Origin of the sequence: Pseudomonas sp. P179 (genome assembly GCF_000478485.2) — a bacterium.
Lineage (GTDB): Bacteria > Pseudomonadota > Gammaproteobacteria > Pseudomonadales > Pseudomonadaceae > Pseudomonas > Pseudomonas aeruginosa.
This window is the reverse complement of record NZ_KI517354.1, coordinates 5,622,511-5,641,065: the sequence shown is the minus strand read 5'-3', so window position 1 is coordinate 5,641,065 and position 18,555 is coordinate 5,622,511. Positions and strand designations below refer to the sequence as shown.

General features: G+C 63.4%; 16 protein-coding genes. 13 read left to right on the top strand and 3 right to left on the bottom strand.

The features are described from left to right. The first annotated feature begins 98 nt into the window (after window positions 1-98). On the top strand, window positions 99-1,448 hold the full coding sequence (locus tag HMPREF1224_RS38300; RefSeq protein WP_003087209.1) for an NCS2 family permease: 1,350 nt from the start codon (window positions 99-101) through the stop codon (window positions 1,446-1,448). 240 nt (window positions 1,449-1,688) lie between these two features. Here HMPREF1224_RS38300 and uraH read toward each other — a convergent pair whose 3' ends face one another. Then, on the bottom strand, window positions 1,689-2,069 hold the full coding sequence (gene uraH, locus HMPREF1224_RS38295) for a hydroxyisourate hydrolase (protein ID WP_003087207.1): 381 nt from the start codon (window positions 2,067-2,069) through the stop codon (window positions 1,689-1,691). A 372-nt stretch (window positions 2,070-2,441) separates the two neighbouring features. Between uraH and puuE the strand changes: the two genes are divergently transcribed. The 11 genes from puuE to HMPREF1224_RS38240 all read left to right on the top strand — a co-directional run bounded on the left by puuE (window position 2,442) and on the right by HMPREF1224_RS38240 (window position 15,668). Further along, complete coding sequence (puuE, locus tag HMPREF1224_RS38290) at window positions 2,442-3,368, top strand: allantoinase PuuE (protein ID WP_003083336.1); 927 nt, start codon at window positions 2,442-2,444, stop codon at window positions 3,366-3,368. Then, window positions 3,365-3,880, top strand: coding sequence for a 2-oxo-4-hydroxy-4-carboxy-5-ureidoimidazoline decarboxylase (gene uraD, locus HMPREF1224_RS38285; RefSeq protein WP_003083333.1), 516 nt, complete (start codon window positions 3,365-3,367; stop codon window positions 3,878-3,880). Before puuE ends, uraD begins: the two co-directional genes overlap by 4 nt. 17 nt (window positions 3,881-3,897) lie before the next feature. Further along, complete coding sequence (alc, locus tag HMPREF1224_RS38280) at window positions 3,898-4,896, top strand: allantoicase (protein WP_003114681.1); 999 nt, start codon at window positions 3,898-3,900, stop codon at window positions 4,894-4,896. A gap of 54 nt (window positions 4,897-4,950) precedes the next feature. Beyond that, the gene (locus HMPREF1224_RS38275) at window positions 4,951-5,460 is read left to right on the top strand and encodes an ureidoglycolate lyase (RefSeq protein WP_003083329.1); all 510 of its coding nucleotides are present in this window, start codon (window positions 4,951-4,953) and stop codon (window positions 5,458-5,460) included. 48 nt (window positions 5,461-5,508) lie between these two features. Continuing rightward, entirely contained in the window at window positions 5,509-6,786 is a 1,278-nt protein-coding gene (locus HMPREF1224_RS38270) for a urate hydroxylase PuuD (RefSeq protein ID WP_003083321.1), read from the top strand. A gap of 485 nt (window positions 6,787-7,271) precedes the next feature. Continuing rightward, window positions 7,272-7,790, top strand: coding sequence for an Hcp family type VI secretion system effector (locus HMPREF1224_RS38265; RefSeq protein ID WP_003083317.1), 519 nt, complete (start codon window positions 7,272-7,274; stop codon window positions 7,788-7,790). A 181-nt stretch (window positions 7,791-7,971) separates the two neighbouring features. Then, window positions 7,972-10,500, top strand: coding sequence for a type VI secretion system spike protein VgrG2a (locus tag HMPREF1224_RS38260; RefSeq protein ID WP_003147414.1), 2,529 nt, complete (start codon window positions 7,972-7,974; stop codon window positions 10,498-10,500). Further along, on the top strand, window positions 10,497-12,206 hold the full coding sequence (locus HMPREF1224_RS38255) for an esterase/lipase family protein (protein WP_003114302.1): 1,710 nt from the start codon (window positions 10,497-10,499) through the stop codon (window positions 12,204-12,206). The genes HMPREF1224_RS38260 and HMPREF1224_RS38255 overlap by 4 nt, the downstream gene beginning before the upstream one ends. Further along, window positions 12,203-13,345, top strand: a complete 1,143-nt coding sequence (locus HMPREF1224_RS38250; protein ID WP_010895573.1) for a T6SS immunity protein Tli4 family protein — start codon at window positions 12,203-12,205, stop codon at window positions 13,343-13,345. The genes HMPREF1224_RS38255 and HMPREF1224_RS38250 overlap by 4 nt, the downstream gene beginning before the upstream one ends. Window positions 13,346-13,357: 12 nt before the next feature. Further along, window positions 13,358-13,618, top strand: coding sequence for a PAAR domain-containing protein (locus HMPREF1224_RS38245; RefSeq protein ID WP_003083211.1), 261 nt, complete (start codon window positions 13,358-13,360; stop codon window positions 13,616-13,618). A gap of 682 nt (window positions 13,619-14,300) precedes the next feature. Then, entirely contained in the window at window positions 14,301-15,668 is a 1,368-nt protein-coding gene (locus HMPREF1224_RS38240) for a nucleobase:cation symporter-2 family protein (protein WP_003083208.1), read from the top strand. 91 nt (window positions 15,669-15,759) lie between these two features. Here HMPREF1224_RS38240 and HMPREF1224_RS38235 read toward each other — a convergent pair whose 3' ends face one another. Beyond that, window positions 15,760-16,089 (bottom strand): low molecular weight protein tyrosine phosphatase family protein, encoded by a 330-nt coding sequence (locus HMPREF1224_RS38235; RefSeq protein ID WP_003087185.1) that lies wholly within the window; start codon window positions 16,087-16,089, stop codon window positions 15,760-15,762. Window positions 16,090-16,273: 184 nt separating this feature from the next. Then, the gene (gene moaA, locus HMPREF1224_RS38230) at window positions 16,274-17,269 is read right to left on the bottom strand and encodes a GTP 3',8-cyclase MoaA (RefSeq protein ID WP_010793996.1); all 996 of its coding nucleotides are present in this window, start codon (window positions 17,267-17,269) and stop codon (window positions 16,274-16,276) included. Between the two features lie 234 nt (window positions 17,270-17,503). Here moaA and HMPREF1224_RS38225 point away from each other — a divergent pair, with 234 nt between their 5' ends. Continuing rightward, window positions 17,504-18,154: a TetR/AcrR family transcriptional regulator gene (locus HMPREF1224_RS38225; RefSeq protein ID WP_003083201.1), complete on the top strand. Its 651-nt coding sequence runs from the start codon at window positions 17,504-17,506 to the stop codon at window positions 18,152-18,154. The last annotated feature ends 401 nt before the right edge of the window (window positions 18,155-18,555 follow it).

The window sequence follows — 18,555 nt, the reverse complement described above, 5'->3', positions numbered from 1 at the left end:
GAAAATCGTGCCCTCACATCACCTTCGAGCCGCGTCAGGGACCTGGTAACCAACCGGCCCGCAGGACCTAACAACAAGAGCGATGAGGAGTACCTGCTGTGGAAAGCACCAAACAAGAAGAACAAGGGATCTACGCTGCGACACCGCCCGCCACCGGCCTGCTCGAACGCCTGTTCAAGCTCCGCCAGCATGGTACGACGGTCAGGACCGAGCTGGCGGCCGGGCTGACCACCTTCATCACCATGGCCTACATCATCTTCGTCAATCCCAACATCATGGCCGACGCCGGCATCGACCACGGCGCGGCGTTCGTCGCCACGTGCCTGGCGGCCGCCCTCGGCTGCTTCCTGATGGGCCTGTACGCCAACTGGCCGGTGGGCCTGGCGCCGGGAATGGGACTGAACGCCTTCTTCACCTACACCGTGGTCGGCACCATGGGCTACAGCTGGCAGATCGCCCTAGGCGCGGTGTTCATCTCCGGGGTGATGTTCATGCTGCTGACCTTCTCCCGGGTCCGCGAATGGCTGCTCAACAGCATCCCCCGCAGCCTCAGGTTCGCCATGGGTGCGGGAGTCGGCCTGTTCCTCGGCCTGATCGGCCTGAAGACCGCCGGCATCGTGGTGGCCAGCCCGGCGACCCTGATCAAGCTCGGCCACCTCACCTCGCCCGGCCCGCTGCTGGCGGCACTGTGCTTCCTGATGATCGCCGTGCTCGAGTACCGCCGGGTGTTCGGCGGCATCCTCATCAGCATCCTCAGCGTCACCCTGGTCGGCTGGGCCCTCGGCCTGGTGCAGTACGGCGGGGTGTTCTCGGCGCCGCCGAGCCTGGCGCCGACCTTCCTGGCGATGGACATCGCCGGCGCGTTCAACGTCACCATGATCAGCGTGATCCTGGCCTTCCTCTTCGTGCACATGTTCGATACCGCCGGCACTCTCATGGGCGTCGCCCAGCGCGCGCACCTGGTGAAGGAGGACGGACGTATCGAGAACCTGTCGAAGGCGATGAAGGCCGACAGCGCCTCCAGCGTGTTCGGCGGCATGCTCGGTGTCCCGCCGGTGACCAGTTACGTGGAGAGCGCCGCGGGCGTGGCCGCCGGCGGACGTACCGGGCTCACCGCGGTGGTGGTCGGCGTGCTGTTCGTCGCCGCGATGTTCTTCGCCCCGCTGGCCGGGATGATCCCCGCCTTCGCCACCGCCGGCGCGCTGATCTACGTGGCCATGCTGATGATGGGCGGGATGGCGCACATCGACTGGGACGAGCACACCGAGACCATCCCGGCGATCGTCACGGTGATCATGATGCCGCTGACCTTCTCGGTGGCCGACGGTATCGCCTTGGGCTTCATCACCTACGTCGCGATGAAGGTCCTCACCGGCAAGCACCGCGAAGTCTCGGCCAGCCTCTATGCGTTGTTCGTGATCTTCGTCGCCAAGTTCATCTTCCTCTGACCCGCCCGGATGGCGGATGGCCGCACGCGGCTATCCGCCTCGAACCTGTCGTTGCCCCGCAGGGCTCGCGACGCGCAGCTTCATCCCCCGCCCATTCGTACCCTGCGCCGCATTTCCCTTCCTGCCCACGAGTGGCGGATAACCGGCAACCCTCGGCGCACTCCCCGCGAACGAAAAAAAGCCCGCTCGATGGCGGGCCAGGGAAAAGGACTCGGAGAGTCAGTGTTTCGTGGCACGCACCTAGCTGCCGCGATAGGTCGAATAGCTGTAGGGCGAGATCAGCAGCGGCACGTGGTAGTGATCGTCGGCGGAGGCGATGCCGAAACGCAGCACCACCTGGTCGAGGAAGGCCGGCTCCGGCAATTGCACGCCGCGGGCGCGATAGTAGTCGCCGGCGTTGAACACCAGTTGATAGACCCCGGGACGGAAGTCCTCGCCTTGCAGCACCGGCTGGTCGCAGCGGCCGTCGTGGTTGGTCAGGGTGGTGGCGATCAGTTCCAGTTGCTGGCCTTCCACCCGGTACAGCTCGATCTTGATGCCATGGCCGGGGCAGCCATGTGCGGAATCCAGTACATGCGTGGTCAAACGTCCCATGGGTTGCGGGCGCCCGCTGGCGGACACCACTCCTCCTCTTGCCTTCGTTCGATGGGGATCGCTCCGGGACCTGCCCGGCGCCGCTCGCTTGCAGCCCGCCAGGGAGCCGCTTGCGAAGCAATATAAGTTATCCTTCGATGAATTGTATACAAAAAACACCGCCACAACCGAAAATGCGGCAGCCGCCCCGAAATCGGGCATTCCTTCCACAAGCCCCACCCCGCAGGGCCTCATTCTTCGCTAACTGACCAGTCGGGCAGGTTTTTTGCTGGATGAATGGCAGGGATCGGCAAGCAGGATTGTATTTACAGACCGCAGGCAAACTTGTATACAATAAATCCATCACGGCATCCCCGGCCCGTCCGGCCCGCCGCCCCATCCACAATAAGGAACACTGCTGTGAGCGCTGACTACCCACGCGACCTGATCGGATACGGCAACAACCCTCCCCACCCTCACTGGCCCGGCGATGCCCGCATCGCCCTGTCCTTCGTGCTCAATTACGAAGAAGGTGGCGAGCGCTGCGTCCTGCATGGCGACAAGGAGTCCGAGGCGTTCCTTTCCGAGATGGTGGCTGCCCAGCCCTTGCAGGGCGTGCGCCACATGAGCATGGAATCGCTCTACGAATACGGCAGCCGCGCCGGGGTCTGGCGCCTGCTCAAGCTGTTCAAGCGACGCAACGTGCCGCTCACCGTGTTCGCCGTGGCCATGGCGGCGCAGCGCAACCCTGAGGTGATCAGGGCGATGGTCGCCGACGGCCACGAAATCTGCAGCCACGGCTACCGCTGGATCGACTACCAGTACATGGACGAGGCCCAGGAGCGCGAGCACATGCTCGAAGCCATCCGCATCCTCACCGAACTCACCGGCCAGCGCCCGGTGGGCTGGTACACCGGACGCACCGGCCCGAACACCCGGCGCCTGGTGATGGAGGAAGGCGGCTTCCTCTATGACTCCGACACCTACGACGACGACCTGCCCTACTGGGACCCGGCCAGCACCGCGGAGAAACCGCACCTGGTGATTCCCTATACCCTGGACACCAACGACATGCGCTTCACCCAGGTGCAGGGCTTCAACAATGGCGAGCAGTTCTTCCAGTACCTGAAGGACGCCTTCGACGTGCTCTACGAAGAAGGCGCAACGGCGCCGAAGATGCTCTCCATCGGCCTGCATTGCCGGTTGATCGGTCGCCCGGCGCGGATGGCCGCCCTGGAGCGCTTCATCCAGTACGCGCAGAGCCACGACAAGGTCTGGTTCGCCCGCCGCGAAGACATCGCCCGCCATTGGCACCGTGAGCATCCTTTCCAGGAGACCGAGGCATGAGCCGTTTCCAGACCCTGACCCCCGCCTCGCTGTCCCGCGAGGCCTTCATCGAAGCCTTCGCCGACATCTACGAACACTCCCCCTGGGTCGCCGAGAAGGCCTATGACCTGGGTATCGACGACAGCCTCAACGATATCGAGGGCCTGCACCAGCGCATGGCCGACATTCTCCTGTCGGCAAGCCGCGAGGCCCAGCTGGCGCTGATCAACGCCCACCCGGACCTCGCCGGCAAGGCGGCGATCCGTGGCGAACTGACCGCCTCCAGCACCTCCGAGCAGGCCGGCGCCGGGATTCACGAATGCAGCGCCGAGGAGTTCGCCCGCTTCACCGAACTCAACGACGCCTACAAGGCCAGGTTCGGCTTCCCCTTCATCAAGGCGGTGAAGGGCAGCAACCGCCATCAGATCCTGGCGGCCTTCGAGGAACGCATCCAGCACTCCGCCGACGAGGAGTTCGCTACCGCGCTGGCCGAGATCAACAAGATCGCCCTGTTCCGCCTGCAGCAGCTCTGAGGCCTGCGGATACGAGCATGAACGCCGAACACTCGCCCTTCCGCCACTACCTCGACCTCGCCGACGCACGCCTGGGCAGCCAGGTGGTCGCCGTCAGCGACGAATGGTTCGCCCCGGCCAGCCGCATGCTGCAGGCCGGCGAACCGGTGTGGAAGGAAGGCGTATTCGACGACAGCGGCAAGTGGATGGACGGCTGGGAAACCCGCCGCAAGCGCTTCGAGGGCCATGACCAGGCGGTGATCCGCCTGGGTGTGCCGGGCGTGCTGAAGGGCGTCGACATCGACACCCGCTTCTTCACCGGCAACCATCCGCCGGCGGCTTCCCTGGATGGCTGCTTCTGCGCCGAAGGCGACCCGGACGACAGCACGTCCTGGAGCGAAGTGCTGGCGGCGGTGGGGCTGCAGGGCGATAGCCATCACTACCACCCGATAGACGACGAACGTCCCTGGACCCACCTGCGCCTGAACATCTACCCGGACGGAGGTATCGCCCGCCTGCGCCTCTATGGCGTGCCCTACCGCGACTGGAGCAACCAGCCGCCGGGAACGGCGCTCGACCTGGCCGCAGCGGTCAACGGCGGCCGGGCGCTGGCCTGCTCCGACCAGCATTTCGGACGCATGGGCAACCTGCTCAACCCCGGACGTGCCATCAACATGGGCGACGGCTGGGAAACCGGCCGCCGCCGCACGCCGGGCCACGACTGGGTGATCGTCGCCCTCGGCCATCCCGGCAGCATCGAGGCGGCGGTCGTCGATACCTTGCACTTCAAGGGCAACTATCCGGAAAGCTGCAGCATCCAGGCCGCCTTCGTGGAAGGCGGGAACGAGGCCCGGATCGAGGCGCAGAGCCTCTTCTGGCGCGAGCTGCTGCCAGCGCAGAAGCTGGAAATGCACCAGGAACATCGGTTCGAGCGGCACCTCAACGCCCTCGGCCCGATCACCCATGTACGCCTGAACATCTTTCCCGACGGCGGCGTCAGCCGCCTGCGCCTGTTCGGCAGGCCACAATTACCGTGAGACCCGGGCCCCGCGTGCGTCCGGAATACAACAAACAGAATCGACAGGATCAGTATGCGCACTCTCAAGATCGAGCCGTTGACCAAGGAAGCCTTCGCCCCGTTCGGTGACGTGATCGAAACCGCCGGCAGCGACTATTTCATGATCAACAACGGCTCCACCCGCCGTTATCACAAGCTGGCCACGGTCGAGACCGCGCAGCCGGAAGATAACGCGATCATCAGCATCTTCAGCGCCGAGAAGCTGGAAATGCCGTTGCGCATCCGCATGCTGGAACGCCATCCGCTGGGCAGCCAGGCCTTCATCCCGCTGCTCGGCAACCCCTTTCTGGTCGTGGTCGCGCCACTTGGCGATGTACCTGTACCGGGCCTCGTCCGCGCCTTCCTGACCAACGGAAGGCAGGGCGTCAATTACCACCGCGGCGTCTGGCACCATCCGGTGCTGACGATCGAAAAGCGGGATGACTTCCTGGTGGTCGATCGCAGCGGTTCCGGGAACAACTGCGACGAGCATTTCTTCACCGAGGACGAACAGCTCCTCCTCGACCCCCAATCAAACCAATAAGAGAGGTCCTGCCGCCGGTCCGCCGGCCAGGGCAAGAGGTACAAGACTGTGGAAGCACATCTCATCGAATGGCTGAACCTGCTGGTGCGCTGGATTCACATGATCGTCGGGATCGCGTGGATCGGCGCTTCGTTCTATTTCGTCTGGCTGGAGAACAACCTCAACCGCAGCAACCCGCGTGAAGGCCTGTCCGGAGACCTCTGGGCAATCCACGGTGGCGGCATCTACCACCTGGAGAAGTACAAGCTGGCTCCGCCGAAAATGCCGGAGAACCTGCACTGGTTCAAATGGGAGGCCTACTCCACCTGGATGTCCGGGGTGGTGTTGCTGACCATCGTGTTCTACCTGAACCCGACCCTCTACCTGATCGCCCCCGGCAGCGACCTGGCGCCGGCGGCGGCCATCGCCATCGGTATCGGTTCGCTGGTCTGCGGCTGGTTCGTCTACACCATCCTCTGCGATTCGGCGCTGGGCAAGACCCCTGCCCTGCTCGGCCTGGTCCTGTTCGTCCTGCTGGTCGCCGCCGCCTACGGCCTGACCCAGGTGTTCAGCGGCCGCGGCGCCTACCTGCACGTCGGCGCGATCATCGGCACCATCATGGTCGGCAACGTGTTCAGGGTGATCATGCCGGCCCAGCGCGCGCTGGTGAAAGCCATCGAAGAAAACCGCGAGCCCGATCCGGTGCTGCCGGCCAAGGGCCTGCTGCGCTCCCGGCACAACAACTACTTCACCCTGCCGGTGCTGTTCATCATGATCAGCAACCACTTCCCGAGCACCTACGGCAGCCAGTACAACTGGCTGATCCTGGCCGCCATCGCGGTGCTCGCGGTACTGGTACGCCACTACTTCAACACCCGCCACGAAAGCAACCGCTTCGCCTGGGCACTGCCCGCCGGCGCGCTGGGCATGATCGCCCTGGCCTTCGTCACCACGCCGAACTACCAGCAGGCTTCCGCACCGCTGGCCAGCACCCCGGCGGCGGCACCGGCACAACCGGCGACCGGCGGCGACGCACCAGCCGCGCCCGCCGCGACCCAGGCCTCCAATGCCGGGGCCGCGAGCGGAGCCGACTTCGACAAGGTCCATCACGTGATTCAGGAGCGCTGCACCGTCTGCCACTCGGCGAAACCGACCAGCCAGCTGTTCAGCACCGCGCCAGGCGGGATCATGCTCGACACCCCGCAGCAGATCCAGCAACTGGCACCGAAGATCCAGGCCCAGGCCGTGGCCTCGCAGATCATGCCGCTGGGCAACATCACGCAGATGACCCAGGAAGAACGCAACCTGATCGGCAGCTGGATCGCCAAGGGCGCACAGATCAACTGAGCCTTGGCCGAAAGGCTAAGAACCGCACCTCCGGTTCCCCGCAGCAGAACAACCCTGCTGGCCCTACCCCAAAAGCCCTCTCCATAGAGGGCTTTTGGCCATAACTGGCCATATCTTTCAGCCCCCAACCTCTCCGATAACTCACTTTCCTTCACCCTGGGCCGATGGAACGAAACCGTGCGGCGCTATCTTCGCCTACCTTGCCAATGAAGAACTGTGCAACTTTTTGGTTGATAACGTTGTGGATAGAACGCTAGGGAACAAATACCCAAAGGGCTCCGAGAGAGTGCGCAACTTTTTGCAAGCGGTGCGCAAAAAGTTGCGCAATTTTCAGTGTTCTTCCCATGAGAATCGCCAGCGAATTTTTGGCTTCCCCCAATAACGCCTTGATGGAAAAGAGTTTCAAGACTAGTGGCACGGTTCTTGTCTAGCACCGATGCCCCCGGCATATCGCCTGGGCACTTTCAACGACAAGGAACGTATCCATGGCAACCCCCGCCTATATGTCCATCACCGGCACCAAGCAGGGCCTGATCACCGCCGGCGCCTTCACCGAGGATTCGGTCGGCAACACCTACCAGGAAGGCCACGAGGACCAGGTGATGGTCCAGGGCTTCAACCACGAAGTGATCATCCCGCGCGACCCGCAGTCCGGCCAGCCGACCGGCCAGCGCGTGCACAAGCCGGTGGTCATCACCAAGGTCTTCGACAAGGCCTCGCCCCTGCTGCTGGCCGCCCTGACCTCCGGCGAGCGCCTGACCAAGGTCGAGATCCAGTGGTACCGCACCTCCGCCGCCGGCACCCAGGAGCACTACTACACCACCGTCCTGGAAGACGCGATCATCGTCGACATCAAGGACTACATGCACAACTGCCAGGACCCGGGCAACGCCCACTTCACCCACCTGGAAGACGTGCACTTCACCTACCGCAAGATCACCTGGACCCACGAAGTCTCCGGCACCTCCGGCTCCGACGACTGGCGCTCGCCGGTGGCAGGGTGAGTTGACAGGCACACCGGTCGTACACCTGTGCGGCCGGTTCTCCGTCGAGCCGAAAATGTCCGCTACTTCGCGAAATAGACACCGAGCCAAGACTTTCGGCAGCGGCTGAGCAAGAGTAACGTGGGGCTCGCTTCTCCAACGGATGGGGGAGGAACCGCCCGCCAGGAACAAGGAACGATCCATGCGTCAAAGGGACCTGAAATTCACCTTCGTCGTCGGCGAAGGGAAACTCGCGTTCGATGTCGTCGAGTTCGAACTGGAAGAAGCGCTCTGCGAGCCTTTCCGCCTGAACCTGAAGCTGGCCAGCGACAAGAACGCCATCGATTTCAGGCAGGTACTCGACCAGCCGGGCACCTTCACCCTCTGGCAGGACGGCCGTCCGGCCCGCTACGTCCATGGCATCGTCAGCCACTTCACCCAGGGCAGCTCGGGTTTTCGCCGGACCCGCTACGAACTGCTGCTGGAACCGCAGTTGGCGCGCCTGGAGCTGTGCTGCAACTGGCGGATCTTCCAGGAGAAGAGTGTTCCGGAGATTCTCCAGGCGCTGCTCAAGGAACACCGGGTGCTCGACTACGAACAGCGCATCTACCATGAGCACCTGCCGCGCGAATACTGCGTGCAGGCCGGCGACAGCGATCACTACCTGCACGACCGGCTGGCTTTCGAGGAAGGCCTGGTCTACTACTTCCGCTTCGACGAACACCGCCACACCCTGGTCTGCAGCGACCGGCTCTACGTCCAGGAGCGTATCGCCGGCGGCCCGGTACTGTTCAGCGCCCAGCCGGAGGGCGACAACCCGCAGCCGGTGCTTCATTCTTTCCGCTACAGCGAAAATGTTCGTACGGCTCGACAGACCCAGCGGGACTACAGCTTCAAGCGCCCGACCTACGACCAGGAGCATCATCTCGCTGGCGAGGCGCTCGAGCATCAGGGCTCGTCCTACGAGCGCTACGACTACCCCGGTCGCTACAAGCGGAGCGGCGCGGGCCGGCCTTTCAGCGAAAGCCGCCTCAGAGGACATCGGCGCGATGCACGGGTGGCATCGGTCAGCGGCGACGACCCGCGGCTGATCCCGGGCCACGCCTTTGCCCTGGAAGGTCATCCGCGTGCCGACTTCAACGCCTGGTGGCGGCCGGTGCGGGTGGTCCATCGCGGCACCCAGTATGCCGGCCAGGAGGAAGAGTCCGCCGACGCCCCTCTGGGGGTGAGCTACGACCTGCGCGCCGAACTGGTACCCGAGGACGTCGAATGGCGTCCCGCACCGCTGCCTCGGCCACGTATCGATGGTCCGCAGATCGCGACGGTAGTCGGCCCGGCAGGGGAAGAGATCCATTGCGACGAGTGGGGACGGGTGAAAGTCCAGTTCCCCTGGGATCGCGAGGGACGTCACGATGAATTCAGTACCTGCTGGATACGGGTCGCGCAGAACTGGGCAGGTGCCGATTGGGGGCACATGGCGATCCCGCGGATTGGCCAGGAGGTGATCGTCGATTACCTGGACGGCGACTGCGACCAGCCGATCGTCACCGGGCGCACCTACCGGGCGACCAACCGACCGCCCTACGCGCTGCCCGACCACAAGATCCTCAGCACCATCAAGAGCAAGGAGTACAAGGGCAGTCGGGCCAACGAGCTGCGCATCGACGACACCACGGCGCAGATCAGTGCGGCGCTGATGAGCGACCACGGTGCCAGCGCGCTGCACCTGGGCTACCTGACCCATCCCCGGCCCGAAGGCGGCAAGCCGCGCGGCGAGGGCTTCGAACTGCGCACCGACGAACATGGCGCGGTGCGTGCGGCCAAGGGGCTGCTGCTGAGCACCGAGGAGCAGCTCAGGGCCGGCGCCGGCCATCTCGACCGAGGCGTCGTGGTGCAGGTGCTGGAGGCGGCGCTGAAGCTGGCCCGCGAGCTGGGCGACTACGCCGGGGAGCACCAGGGCGTGGGGCACGACGCGGCGCCGCAGCAAACCCTCCAGGAAGCCGTGCGCGACCTCGGCCACGGCGCCAACGACGAGTCCGGCAAGAGCAACGGGGGCAAGCCGGCGATCGCCTTGAGCGGTCCGGCAGGGATCGCCGCGGCGACGCCGGCGAGCCTGACCCTGGCCGCCGGCGAGCACGTCGACAGCGTGGCCCGGCAGAACCAGCAGGTGACCGCCGGGCAGAAGGTGGTGATCAACGCCGGCAGCGACATCGGCCTGTTCGCCCAGGGCGGCGAGCTGCGCCAGATCACCCACCAGGGGCCGATGCTGCTGCAGGCGCAGAAGAACGACATCCGCCTGGAGGCCGAGCAGAGCGTGGAGGTCAGCGCCAGCCAGCAGCACGTGCTGGTCACCGCGAAGGAGCACATCACCCTGATGTGCGGCGGCGCCTACCTGACCCTCAAGGGCGGCAACATCGAGCTGGGCATGCCCGGCAACTTCGTGGTCAAGGCGGCGAAGCACAGTCATGTCGGTCCCGCTCATGCATCGACCAGCTTCAACGCCTGGGATTCGACACCGTTCGATGACCGGTATGTCCTGCGCGACGAAGCCACGCTGGAGCCGTTACCCAATATCGCCGTTGAAGTGATACGAGGCGATGGTGGTGTGGTGAAACTGATGACCGACAGCCAGGGCCGTTTACCCAAGCAACAACACCTGGCCATGGACCCGGTGCAGATACGCATCCTGGGCAAGGGCAGTCACAACAGCGACACGGAGTCCAACACATGAGCAGCGAACCGCTCGAGCCGAATCAGGATGTGATCATCCCTCGCTCTCGCGACAGTCTGGGACGGCCTGTCTACAAGGCGCAGTTGACCCGTACCGACAACCAGAGCGAAAAGGTGGCACTGATTCGGCAGACCGCTCCCCTGCCGGTGATCTTCATTCCGGGGATCATGGGAACCAACCTGCGCAACAAGGCAGATAAAAGCGAGGTCTGGAGGCCGCCGAATGGTCTGTGGCCCATGGATGACCTGTTTGCCTCCATCGGTGCGTTGTGGACTTGGGCCTGGAGGGGTCCAAAGGCCCGTCAGGAGCTCCTGAAGGCTGAGCAAGTAGAAGTCGATGACCAGGGTACGATCGATGTCGGTCAATCTGGTTTGTCCGAAGAAGCTGCCCGCCTGCGCGGCTGGGGCAAGGTCATGCGCAGTGCGTATAACCCGGTCATGGGATTAATGGAGAGGCGACTGGATAACATCGTCAGCCGGCGGGAACTCCAGGCATGGTGGAATGACGAAGCCCTCTCTCCTCCTGGAGATCAGGGTGAGGAGCAGGGAAAGGTTGGGCCGATCGATGAAGAGGAATTGCTCAGGGCCAGCCGATACCAGTTCGATGTCTGGTGCGCCGGCTATAACTGGCTACAGTCCAACCGGCAGTCGGCGCTGGATGTACGCGACTATATCGAGAATACCGTGTTGCCTTTCTACCAAAAGGAGTGCGGTCTCGATCCCGAGCAGATGAGACGTATGAAGGTCATTCTGGTCACCCATTCGATGGGAGGGCTGGTGGCTCGCGCCCTGACGCAGTTGCACGGCTATGAGCGCGTATTGGGGGTGGTGCATGGCGTACAACCTGCGACAGGTTCCTCGACCATCTACCATCATATGCGCTGTGGCTATGAAGGTATCGCACAGGTCGTGCTGGGGCGAAATGCCGGTGAAGTGACAGCCATTGTCGCCAATTCGGCCGGCGCGCTGGAATTGGCCCCTAGCGCGGAATACCGGGAAGGGCGTCCCTGGCTGTTTCTATGCGACGCGCAGGGGCAGGTGCTCAAGGATATCGATGGAAAGCCTCGGGCTTATCCGCAGAATCAGGACCCTTATGAAGAGATATACAAGAACACTACGTGGTATGGATTGGTGCCTGAGCAAAATTCACAATATCTGGACATGTCAGACAAAAAAGAAGGTTTAAGAGTTGGCCCCCGTGATAACTTTGAAGACTTGATAGATAGCATTGCTAATTTTCATGGTGAATTATCAGCAGCAGGATATCACTCAGAGACCTATGCCCATTACGGAGCTGACGATAGCCGCCATAGTTGGCGCGACCTGATCTGGAAGGGTGACCCTACCCCTCTGGAGACCCCCGGTGCCACACTCAACGACGATGAGAACGGCACTTACAACAGTTGGTTCCGCCGGGGCTTGCCCACCATAGTGCAGGGTCCGCTGGAGACGGGAAATCCTCTGGACGCTTCCGGTAGCGGAGGTGACGAAACGGTACCGACCGACTCCGGCCAGGCGCCTGCCCTGGCGGGCGTCAAGGCCAGCTTTCGGCATGGCAGCAAGGGCAAGGGACAGGCCAATACCAAACGGGGCTATGAGCACCAGGAGAGTTACAACGATGCTCGTGCTCAATGGGCAGCGCTATATGGGGTGATCAAAATCACCCAGTTGGCGGATTGGCATCCTAATGACAAAGGAGGGACATGATGCATCCCCGTCGGTTGCTTGCTGTACTTGGAGTGGTGGTCTTGACCAGCATGACCAGTTGCACTTCGTTTTCTTCTTCTCGGAGCTCTTCCATGGACAAGACCGGATGGATTACTCATTGCTTTGGTCGCTTTCTGATTGATCTGCCACCTGACGCGGTAATCAATGCCGGATACTACCTATGGGGAGACAGAATTGAGTACTTAGATGATAAACCTACCGAACTGGCAGCCAGGGTTGATCGTCTTGAACAAGAGTGGAGGACTCAGAGACATAAATCCAAAGGTAACATGTTTCTTCGTAAAATTGACTTTGGCAATGAATCAGTAGGTTTATTGTCTTGGTCTTCAGAGGTTGCCTCTAAAACCTATTTATTGGATACCTATGTTACATCTAAGCCTACGTGGCATGTCTATCGTTGGAAAGGGAAAGTTTCGGTAGACAGAGAGCAACATGCTGTGGAGATATCTAGGGCTTTAGCTCGAAATCTACGTTCTCGCGCGCCAAAAGAAATCCCCAGCGAGCCGGGCTTTTGCATCGACCACGCTTATATTGCAGGGGATAGTTTTCAAGTGGAGAGGTTTGGAGTGGGAGTCACTTTCCCTGAGCACCCCGGCGCGCGCTTTGAATTCCGCTCCTCCACGGGAGCTGAGCTAAACAGCCTTCTTGAGCGAGTCGACGGCTTCGTGCAAAACATGCTCTCCACGTTTGCAGGTATGGAAACATTAAGAAAAGGAAAGCATCCTGTCGGGAGCCTTCCCGGAGAGGAGTATCTGGTTGCGGGAAGCGATAAGGGGCAGCGCGGCTATACCTTCATGTGGGAGGTTCAAGGCAAGGAGGAATCGCTAACCGAGCCCAATCTTACTGCGGGACTGGCGGTACTGGAACGCAGCAATGAAAACGGTAAACCACCGCCCCCTGCCTTCAAATCGGATAAAGAAGCATTGGAACTGTGGGACACCATTGTCGATTCGATTCGCGTGCGCCCGACGTCTTCATCGCCACGTGGCGGAAATGCCGGTCCTTCCCCTGCTCCGAAACCCGCTACGCCTGGCGGCCAAACGCTCGGTGATCACTATGTCTATGAGGAATTCCTCTCCAGCCTGAAGCCAAAAGACAGCTGGCTGGACGACCTATAGGAGCAACCCGCGATGGACATCATTCGCCTTGGCGACACCACCAGCCATGGAGGCACGGTGATTGAGGCGTTCGGCCAGACCGACCTCAACGGCAAGCCGATGGCCGGTGTAGGCCACCAAGTGGTTTGCCCCTTGTGCAAGGGAACCTTCCCCATTACCGAAGGTAGCGCCCTGCTGGATGTGAATGGGGTCCCGGTCGCGCTACATGGGATGAAAACAGCTTGTGGTGCCAGCCTGATTGCCAGTGGCCCGTTGGGCGCTGCCGAAAACTGAAAAAGGGGGACGTTCGATATGCCGAACGACTTCGGCGACCTCCTTCGTGCCTCTCCTGTAGAACGCTCAGGAAAACTCCGCCGGCTTCTTGTCCAGCATGACCTGCCCAGAGCCTTGGCACCTTGGCCAGTCTGCCGTTGTGCACTCCAGCAAGCGCTGGCGGCATTCTCTTTGCTCGTTGAGCGTCTCCATTGCCGCCAGGATCTACTGGCGCTCAGATAGCCGGTTGCTCTCGCGCACGTCGCTGCTTGTAGTCGCCAATGCAAGCAGGCGTTCCGCAAAGACCCATGGCTGATCCCGGGCGACAGGGTTCAAGGCCTTGCTGCACCGGGCTTGTGCCCACTGAGGTAGGGGTCGCTGAAAACTCCCAGCGGCTAGAGCACGTCGGCTATTCGACCAATGTCGTACACCGCCGGGCATCCCGGGGGTAGCCGGCGCCAGTTCTATGGATACAGTGGAAGCAGCTCTGGAAAGCCTGTAGTAGACCGATTGGTCAACTACAAAAAATTACTTTGTATACAAAAAATCGATTGAATCGAGCACACAACGGGGATATAAAACACCCCACCGCATCGCCCTGAAGCCTGGGGTGGATGTTCGGCCAGAAATACCCGGCCGCCGGAACCTGCCTTTTCCGGTGTCCGCCTGCGACTGACAACAATAAAAACGCCTGAGGTGTTGCATGTCCGTGGTAACTGATCGCCGCATCCCCGACTCGCCCGTAGACCAGCGCCTGCCGCTGACGCAGCTGCTGCTGGTGGGCTTCCAGCATGTGCTGCTGATGTACGGTGGCGCCGTCGCCGTGCCTCTGATCGTCGGCCAGGCGGCCGGCCTCTCGCGCGAGGAAATCGCCTTCCTGATCAACGCCGACCTGCTGGTCGCCGGCATCGCCACCCTGGTCCAGTCGCTGGGCATCGGCCCGATGGGCATCCGCATGCCGGTGATGATGGGCGCCAGCTTCGCCGCCGTCGGCAGCATGGTGGCGATGGCCGGGATGCCCGGCGTGGGCATCACCGGGATCTTCGGCGCGACCATCGCCGCCGGTTTCTTCGGCATGCTCATCGCCCCCTTCATGTCGCGCATCGTGCGTTTCTTCCCACCGCTGGTGACCGGCACGGTGATCACCTCGATCGGCATGTGCCTGTTCCCGGTGGCGATCAACTGGGCCGGCGGCGGCAAGGGCGCGGAAGACTTCGGCTCCCTGCACTTCCTGTTCCTCTCCAGCCTGGTGCTCTGCACCATCCTCCTGATCAACCGCTTCATGCGCGGTTTCTGGGTCAACATCTCGGTGCTGATGGGCATGGGCCTGGGCTACGCGATCGCCGGCGGCATGGGCATGGTCGACCTCGGTGGTCTGGCCGAGCGCCCCTGGTTCGACATCGTCACCCCGCTGCACTTCGGCGCGCCGACCTTCGACCTGGCGCCGATCCTGTCGATGTGCCTGGTGGTAGTGATCATCTTCGTCGAGTCCACCGGCATGTTCCTCGCCCTGGGCAAGATCACCGGCCGCGAGATCACCCCGACCGAACTGCGCCGCGGCCTGCTCTGCGACGCCGGCGCCTCGTTCTTCGCCGGTTTCCTGAACACCTTCACCCATTCCTCGTTCGCCCAGAACATCGGCCTGGTGCAGATGACCGGGGTGCGCAGCCGCTACGTCACGGTGGCCGCCGCCGGTTTCCTGATCCTCCTCAGCATGCTGCCCAAGGCCGCCTTCCTGGTCGCCTCGATCCCGCCGGCGGTACTCGGCGGCGCCGGCATCGCCATGTTCGGCATGGTCGCCGCCAGCGGCATCCAGATCCTCCACGAGGCCAACATCACCGACCGCCGCAACCAGTTGCTGGTGGCGGTAAGCATCGGCATGGGCATGGTGCCGGTGGTGCGCCCGGACTTCTTCGCCCGCCTGCCGGTCTGGATGGAGCCAATCACCCATAGCGGCATCGCCATGACCGCGATCTGGGCGGTGGTGCTAAACCTGCTGTTCAACATCCTCAGCCGCAACGACCGCAGCCACTTGTGCGGCAGCCACGCGCCGGCGCCCAAGCACTCCTGACTCCCTGGCGGACCGGCGACACTCCCGGTCCGCCCTCCCCTCGGGCCGGACTTCGTCCGGCTTCTTTTTTTCCGCTCGCGGTCCGCACCACTCAGTCCCGCCGAAGGAAAGGCCCCGCCTTGCGCTCCAGCAGATGCAGCAATTCCGCCTGCATGTAGGCGTAGTCGTCCGGGATATCCAGGCAGACCAGGCGCTTGCCTTTCATCGCCGCGGCGTGCCGGCGCAGCAGAGCCTGCCGGTGGCGGCGCTCCATGACGACGACCAGCGTCGCCCACTCCAGTTGCTCGCGCTCCAGGGGCGTCTCGGCGTCCGCCGCCAGCCCGGCGGAATCGGTCTCGACGCCCGGCCAGTCGGCGAACAGCCGTTCGGCGCTGGGACTACGCAGGCGGTTGCGGCTGCAGATGAACAGGACCCGGTGCATGGGAGGCTTTCCTTTGCTGGCGCGGCAGGCAGCATGACGTCTTCGCCGCGTTTCGGCGTTGCGCCGCGTCGCTTTTCCCGGGACGGGGCAGCGAGCGGTGCGTGCCGGAACACGGTCGCCCGGGTGGCATGGGAGAGGAAGCGGCGGATGGCGCCGTTGGTGCCATCGCCCCAGGAGGATACCGTCAGCCGCCGGTCATGCTCATGAAACGCAGCACCTGGACCTGCTCCTGGGCGTCGAAGTGATGCCGCTCCGGCTTCAGGTTCAGCGCCGCCACCAGTGCCGCGCTCAGGCGCTCGCGGTCGCCGGGATGGCTGCGCAGCAGTTCGCGCAGGTCGAGCGCCCCCTCGTGGCCGAGGCAGAGCACCAGCTTGCCCTCGGCGGTGACGCGCACGCGGTTGCAGTCGCCGCAGAAATTATTGCTGTGAGGTGAGATGAAGCCGATCCGGCTGGGCTCGTCGCCGATCTGGTAATACCGCGACGGCCCGCCGCTGCGCGCCAGGCTCGGGGTCAGCGGCCAGCTGCGCTCGATGATCGCGCGGACTTCGTCGCTGGTGCAGAGGGTCAGTTCGCGACGGTGGCTGGTGATGCTGCCCAGCGGCATTTCCTCGATGAAACTGATGTCCAACTGGTTGGCCAGGGCGTACTCGACCAGGTCGAGGATCTCGTCGTCGTTGCGGCCCTTCTGTACCACGCAGTTCAGCTTGATCCGCTCGAAACCGGCTTCGCGCGCCGCCTGGATGCCGTCCAGCACCTGCTCCAGGCGATCGCTACGGGTGAAGGCGGCGAAGCGTTCGCGCTGCAGCGAGTCGAGGCTGACGTTGAGGCGGCGGACGCCGGCGGCCTTCAGCTCGGCGGCGCGCTCGCGCAGTTGCGAACCGTTGGTGGTGATCGCCAGGTCTTCCAGTTCCGCACGCTGCCCCAGGCGTGCCAGCAGGCCGGTGATGCCCTTGCGCACCAGCGGCTCGCCGCCGGTGATACGAATGCGCCGCACGCCGAGGCCGATGAAGGCGTCGGCCACCGCGTACAGTTCTTCCAGGCTGAGGACCTGGTCGCGGGGAAGGAACTGCATGTCTTCGCTCATGCAGTAGGTGCAGCGGAAGTCGCAGCGATCCGTCACCGACAGGCGCAGGTAGGTGATGCGACGGCCGAAGGGATCGACCAGACGGGAATCGGACATAGTGACTCGTTCTGTTCCGGGGGCTCGCCCGGCGCTCGGTGGGTGAGTGCGAGCGGGCGACTCGATACCCCTAACGAATACTCCAAATACCGGAAAATGTATAGGGCAAATGAACCGGCGGGTCAGGATTTCCCGGGCCTCCGCCTCGCTCGCACCTTGCTTGAGGGGCGCTCCGGGCGGGTGCTACCATCCTCGGCTTCCTGCCGCCGTTGCAGCAATGAAGAACAAGGACTGATGACCAGCATCCGCGAGCGCAACAAGCGCCTGATCCTCCGCGCCGCCAGCGAGGAATTCGCCGACAAGGGCTTCGCGGCGACCAAGACCAGCGACATCGCCGCCCGCGCCGGCCTGCCCAAGCCCAACGTCTACTACTACTTCCAGTCCAAGGAAAACCTCTATCGCTGCGTGCTGGAAAGCATCGTCGAGCCGCTGCTGCAAGCGTCGGCACCGTTCCGCGTGGAAGACGACCCGCTGCTCGCCCTGCCCGCCTACATCCGCTCGAAGATCCGCATCTCCCGCGAGCTGCCGCATGCCTCCAAGGTCTTCGCCAGCGAGATCATGCACGGCGCGCCGCACCTGCCGAAGGAATACCTCGACGAACTGAACGCCCAGGCCCAGCGCAACGTCACCTGCCTGCAGACCTGGATCGACCGTGGCCAGCTCGCCCCGGTGGACCCGCATCACCTGCTCTTCGCCATCTGGGCGGCGACCCAGACCTATGCCGACTTCGATTGGCAGATTTCCATCGTCACCGGCAAGGAACAGCTCAGCGACGCCGACTACGACGCTGCGGTGGAAACCATCACCCGCCTGGTCCTGAAAGGCTGCACGCCCGACGGGCAATCCGGCAAGAGCACCGGCCGGCTTCGGCCGCTGCCGCTCTGACCCGCCGCGGCGCGCTCAATCACGTGCCGCCCCCGCCCCAGCGCCGGCTTCGCACCGAGCGGCGTGACGCGGTATTCGACCCGCGGCGGCAGCTCCGCATACACCTCGCCTGGACGCTATCGGCGGAGTTGCTCGAGCGCGGTATCCGGGTCAACGCCCTGAACCCGGGGCCGACCCGGACGCCAGCGCTGGACAAAGCCGCTACCGATGTCGAGGCCACCCAGGCGCTGAGGGAGAAGATTGGCCGGGACGCCTGGGGGAGCCGCTGGAGATCGCCAGTGCCGCGCTATTCCTGGCCTCGAACGAGCCCCGCTGCAGGTATGGCACGGAGAGCCTGGTGGATGGCGGCGTACGCCACCTGAAGAAGGGAGCGAAGGCCCGGTCCTGGTGAGCAGGCCGCA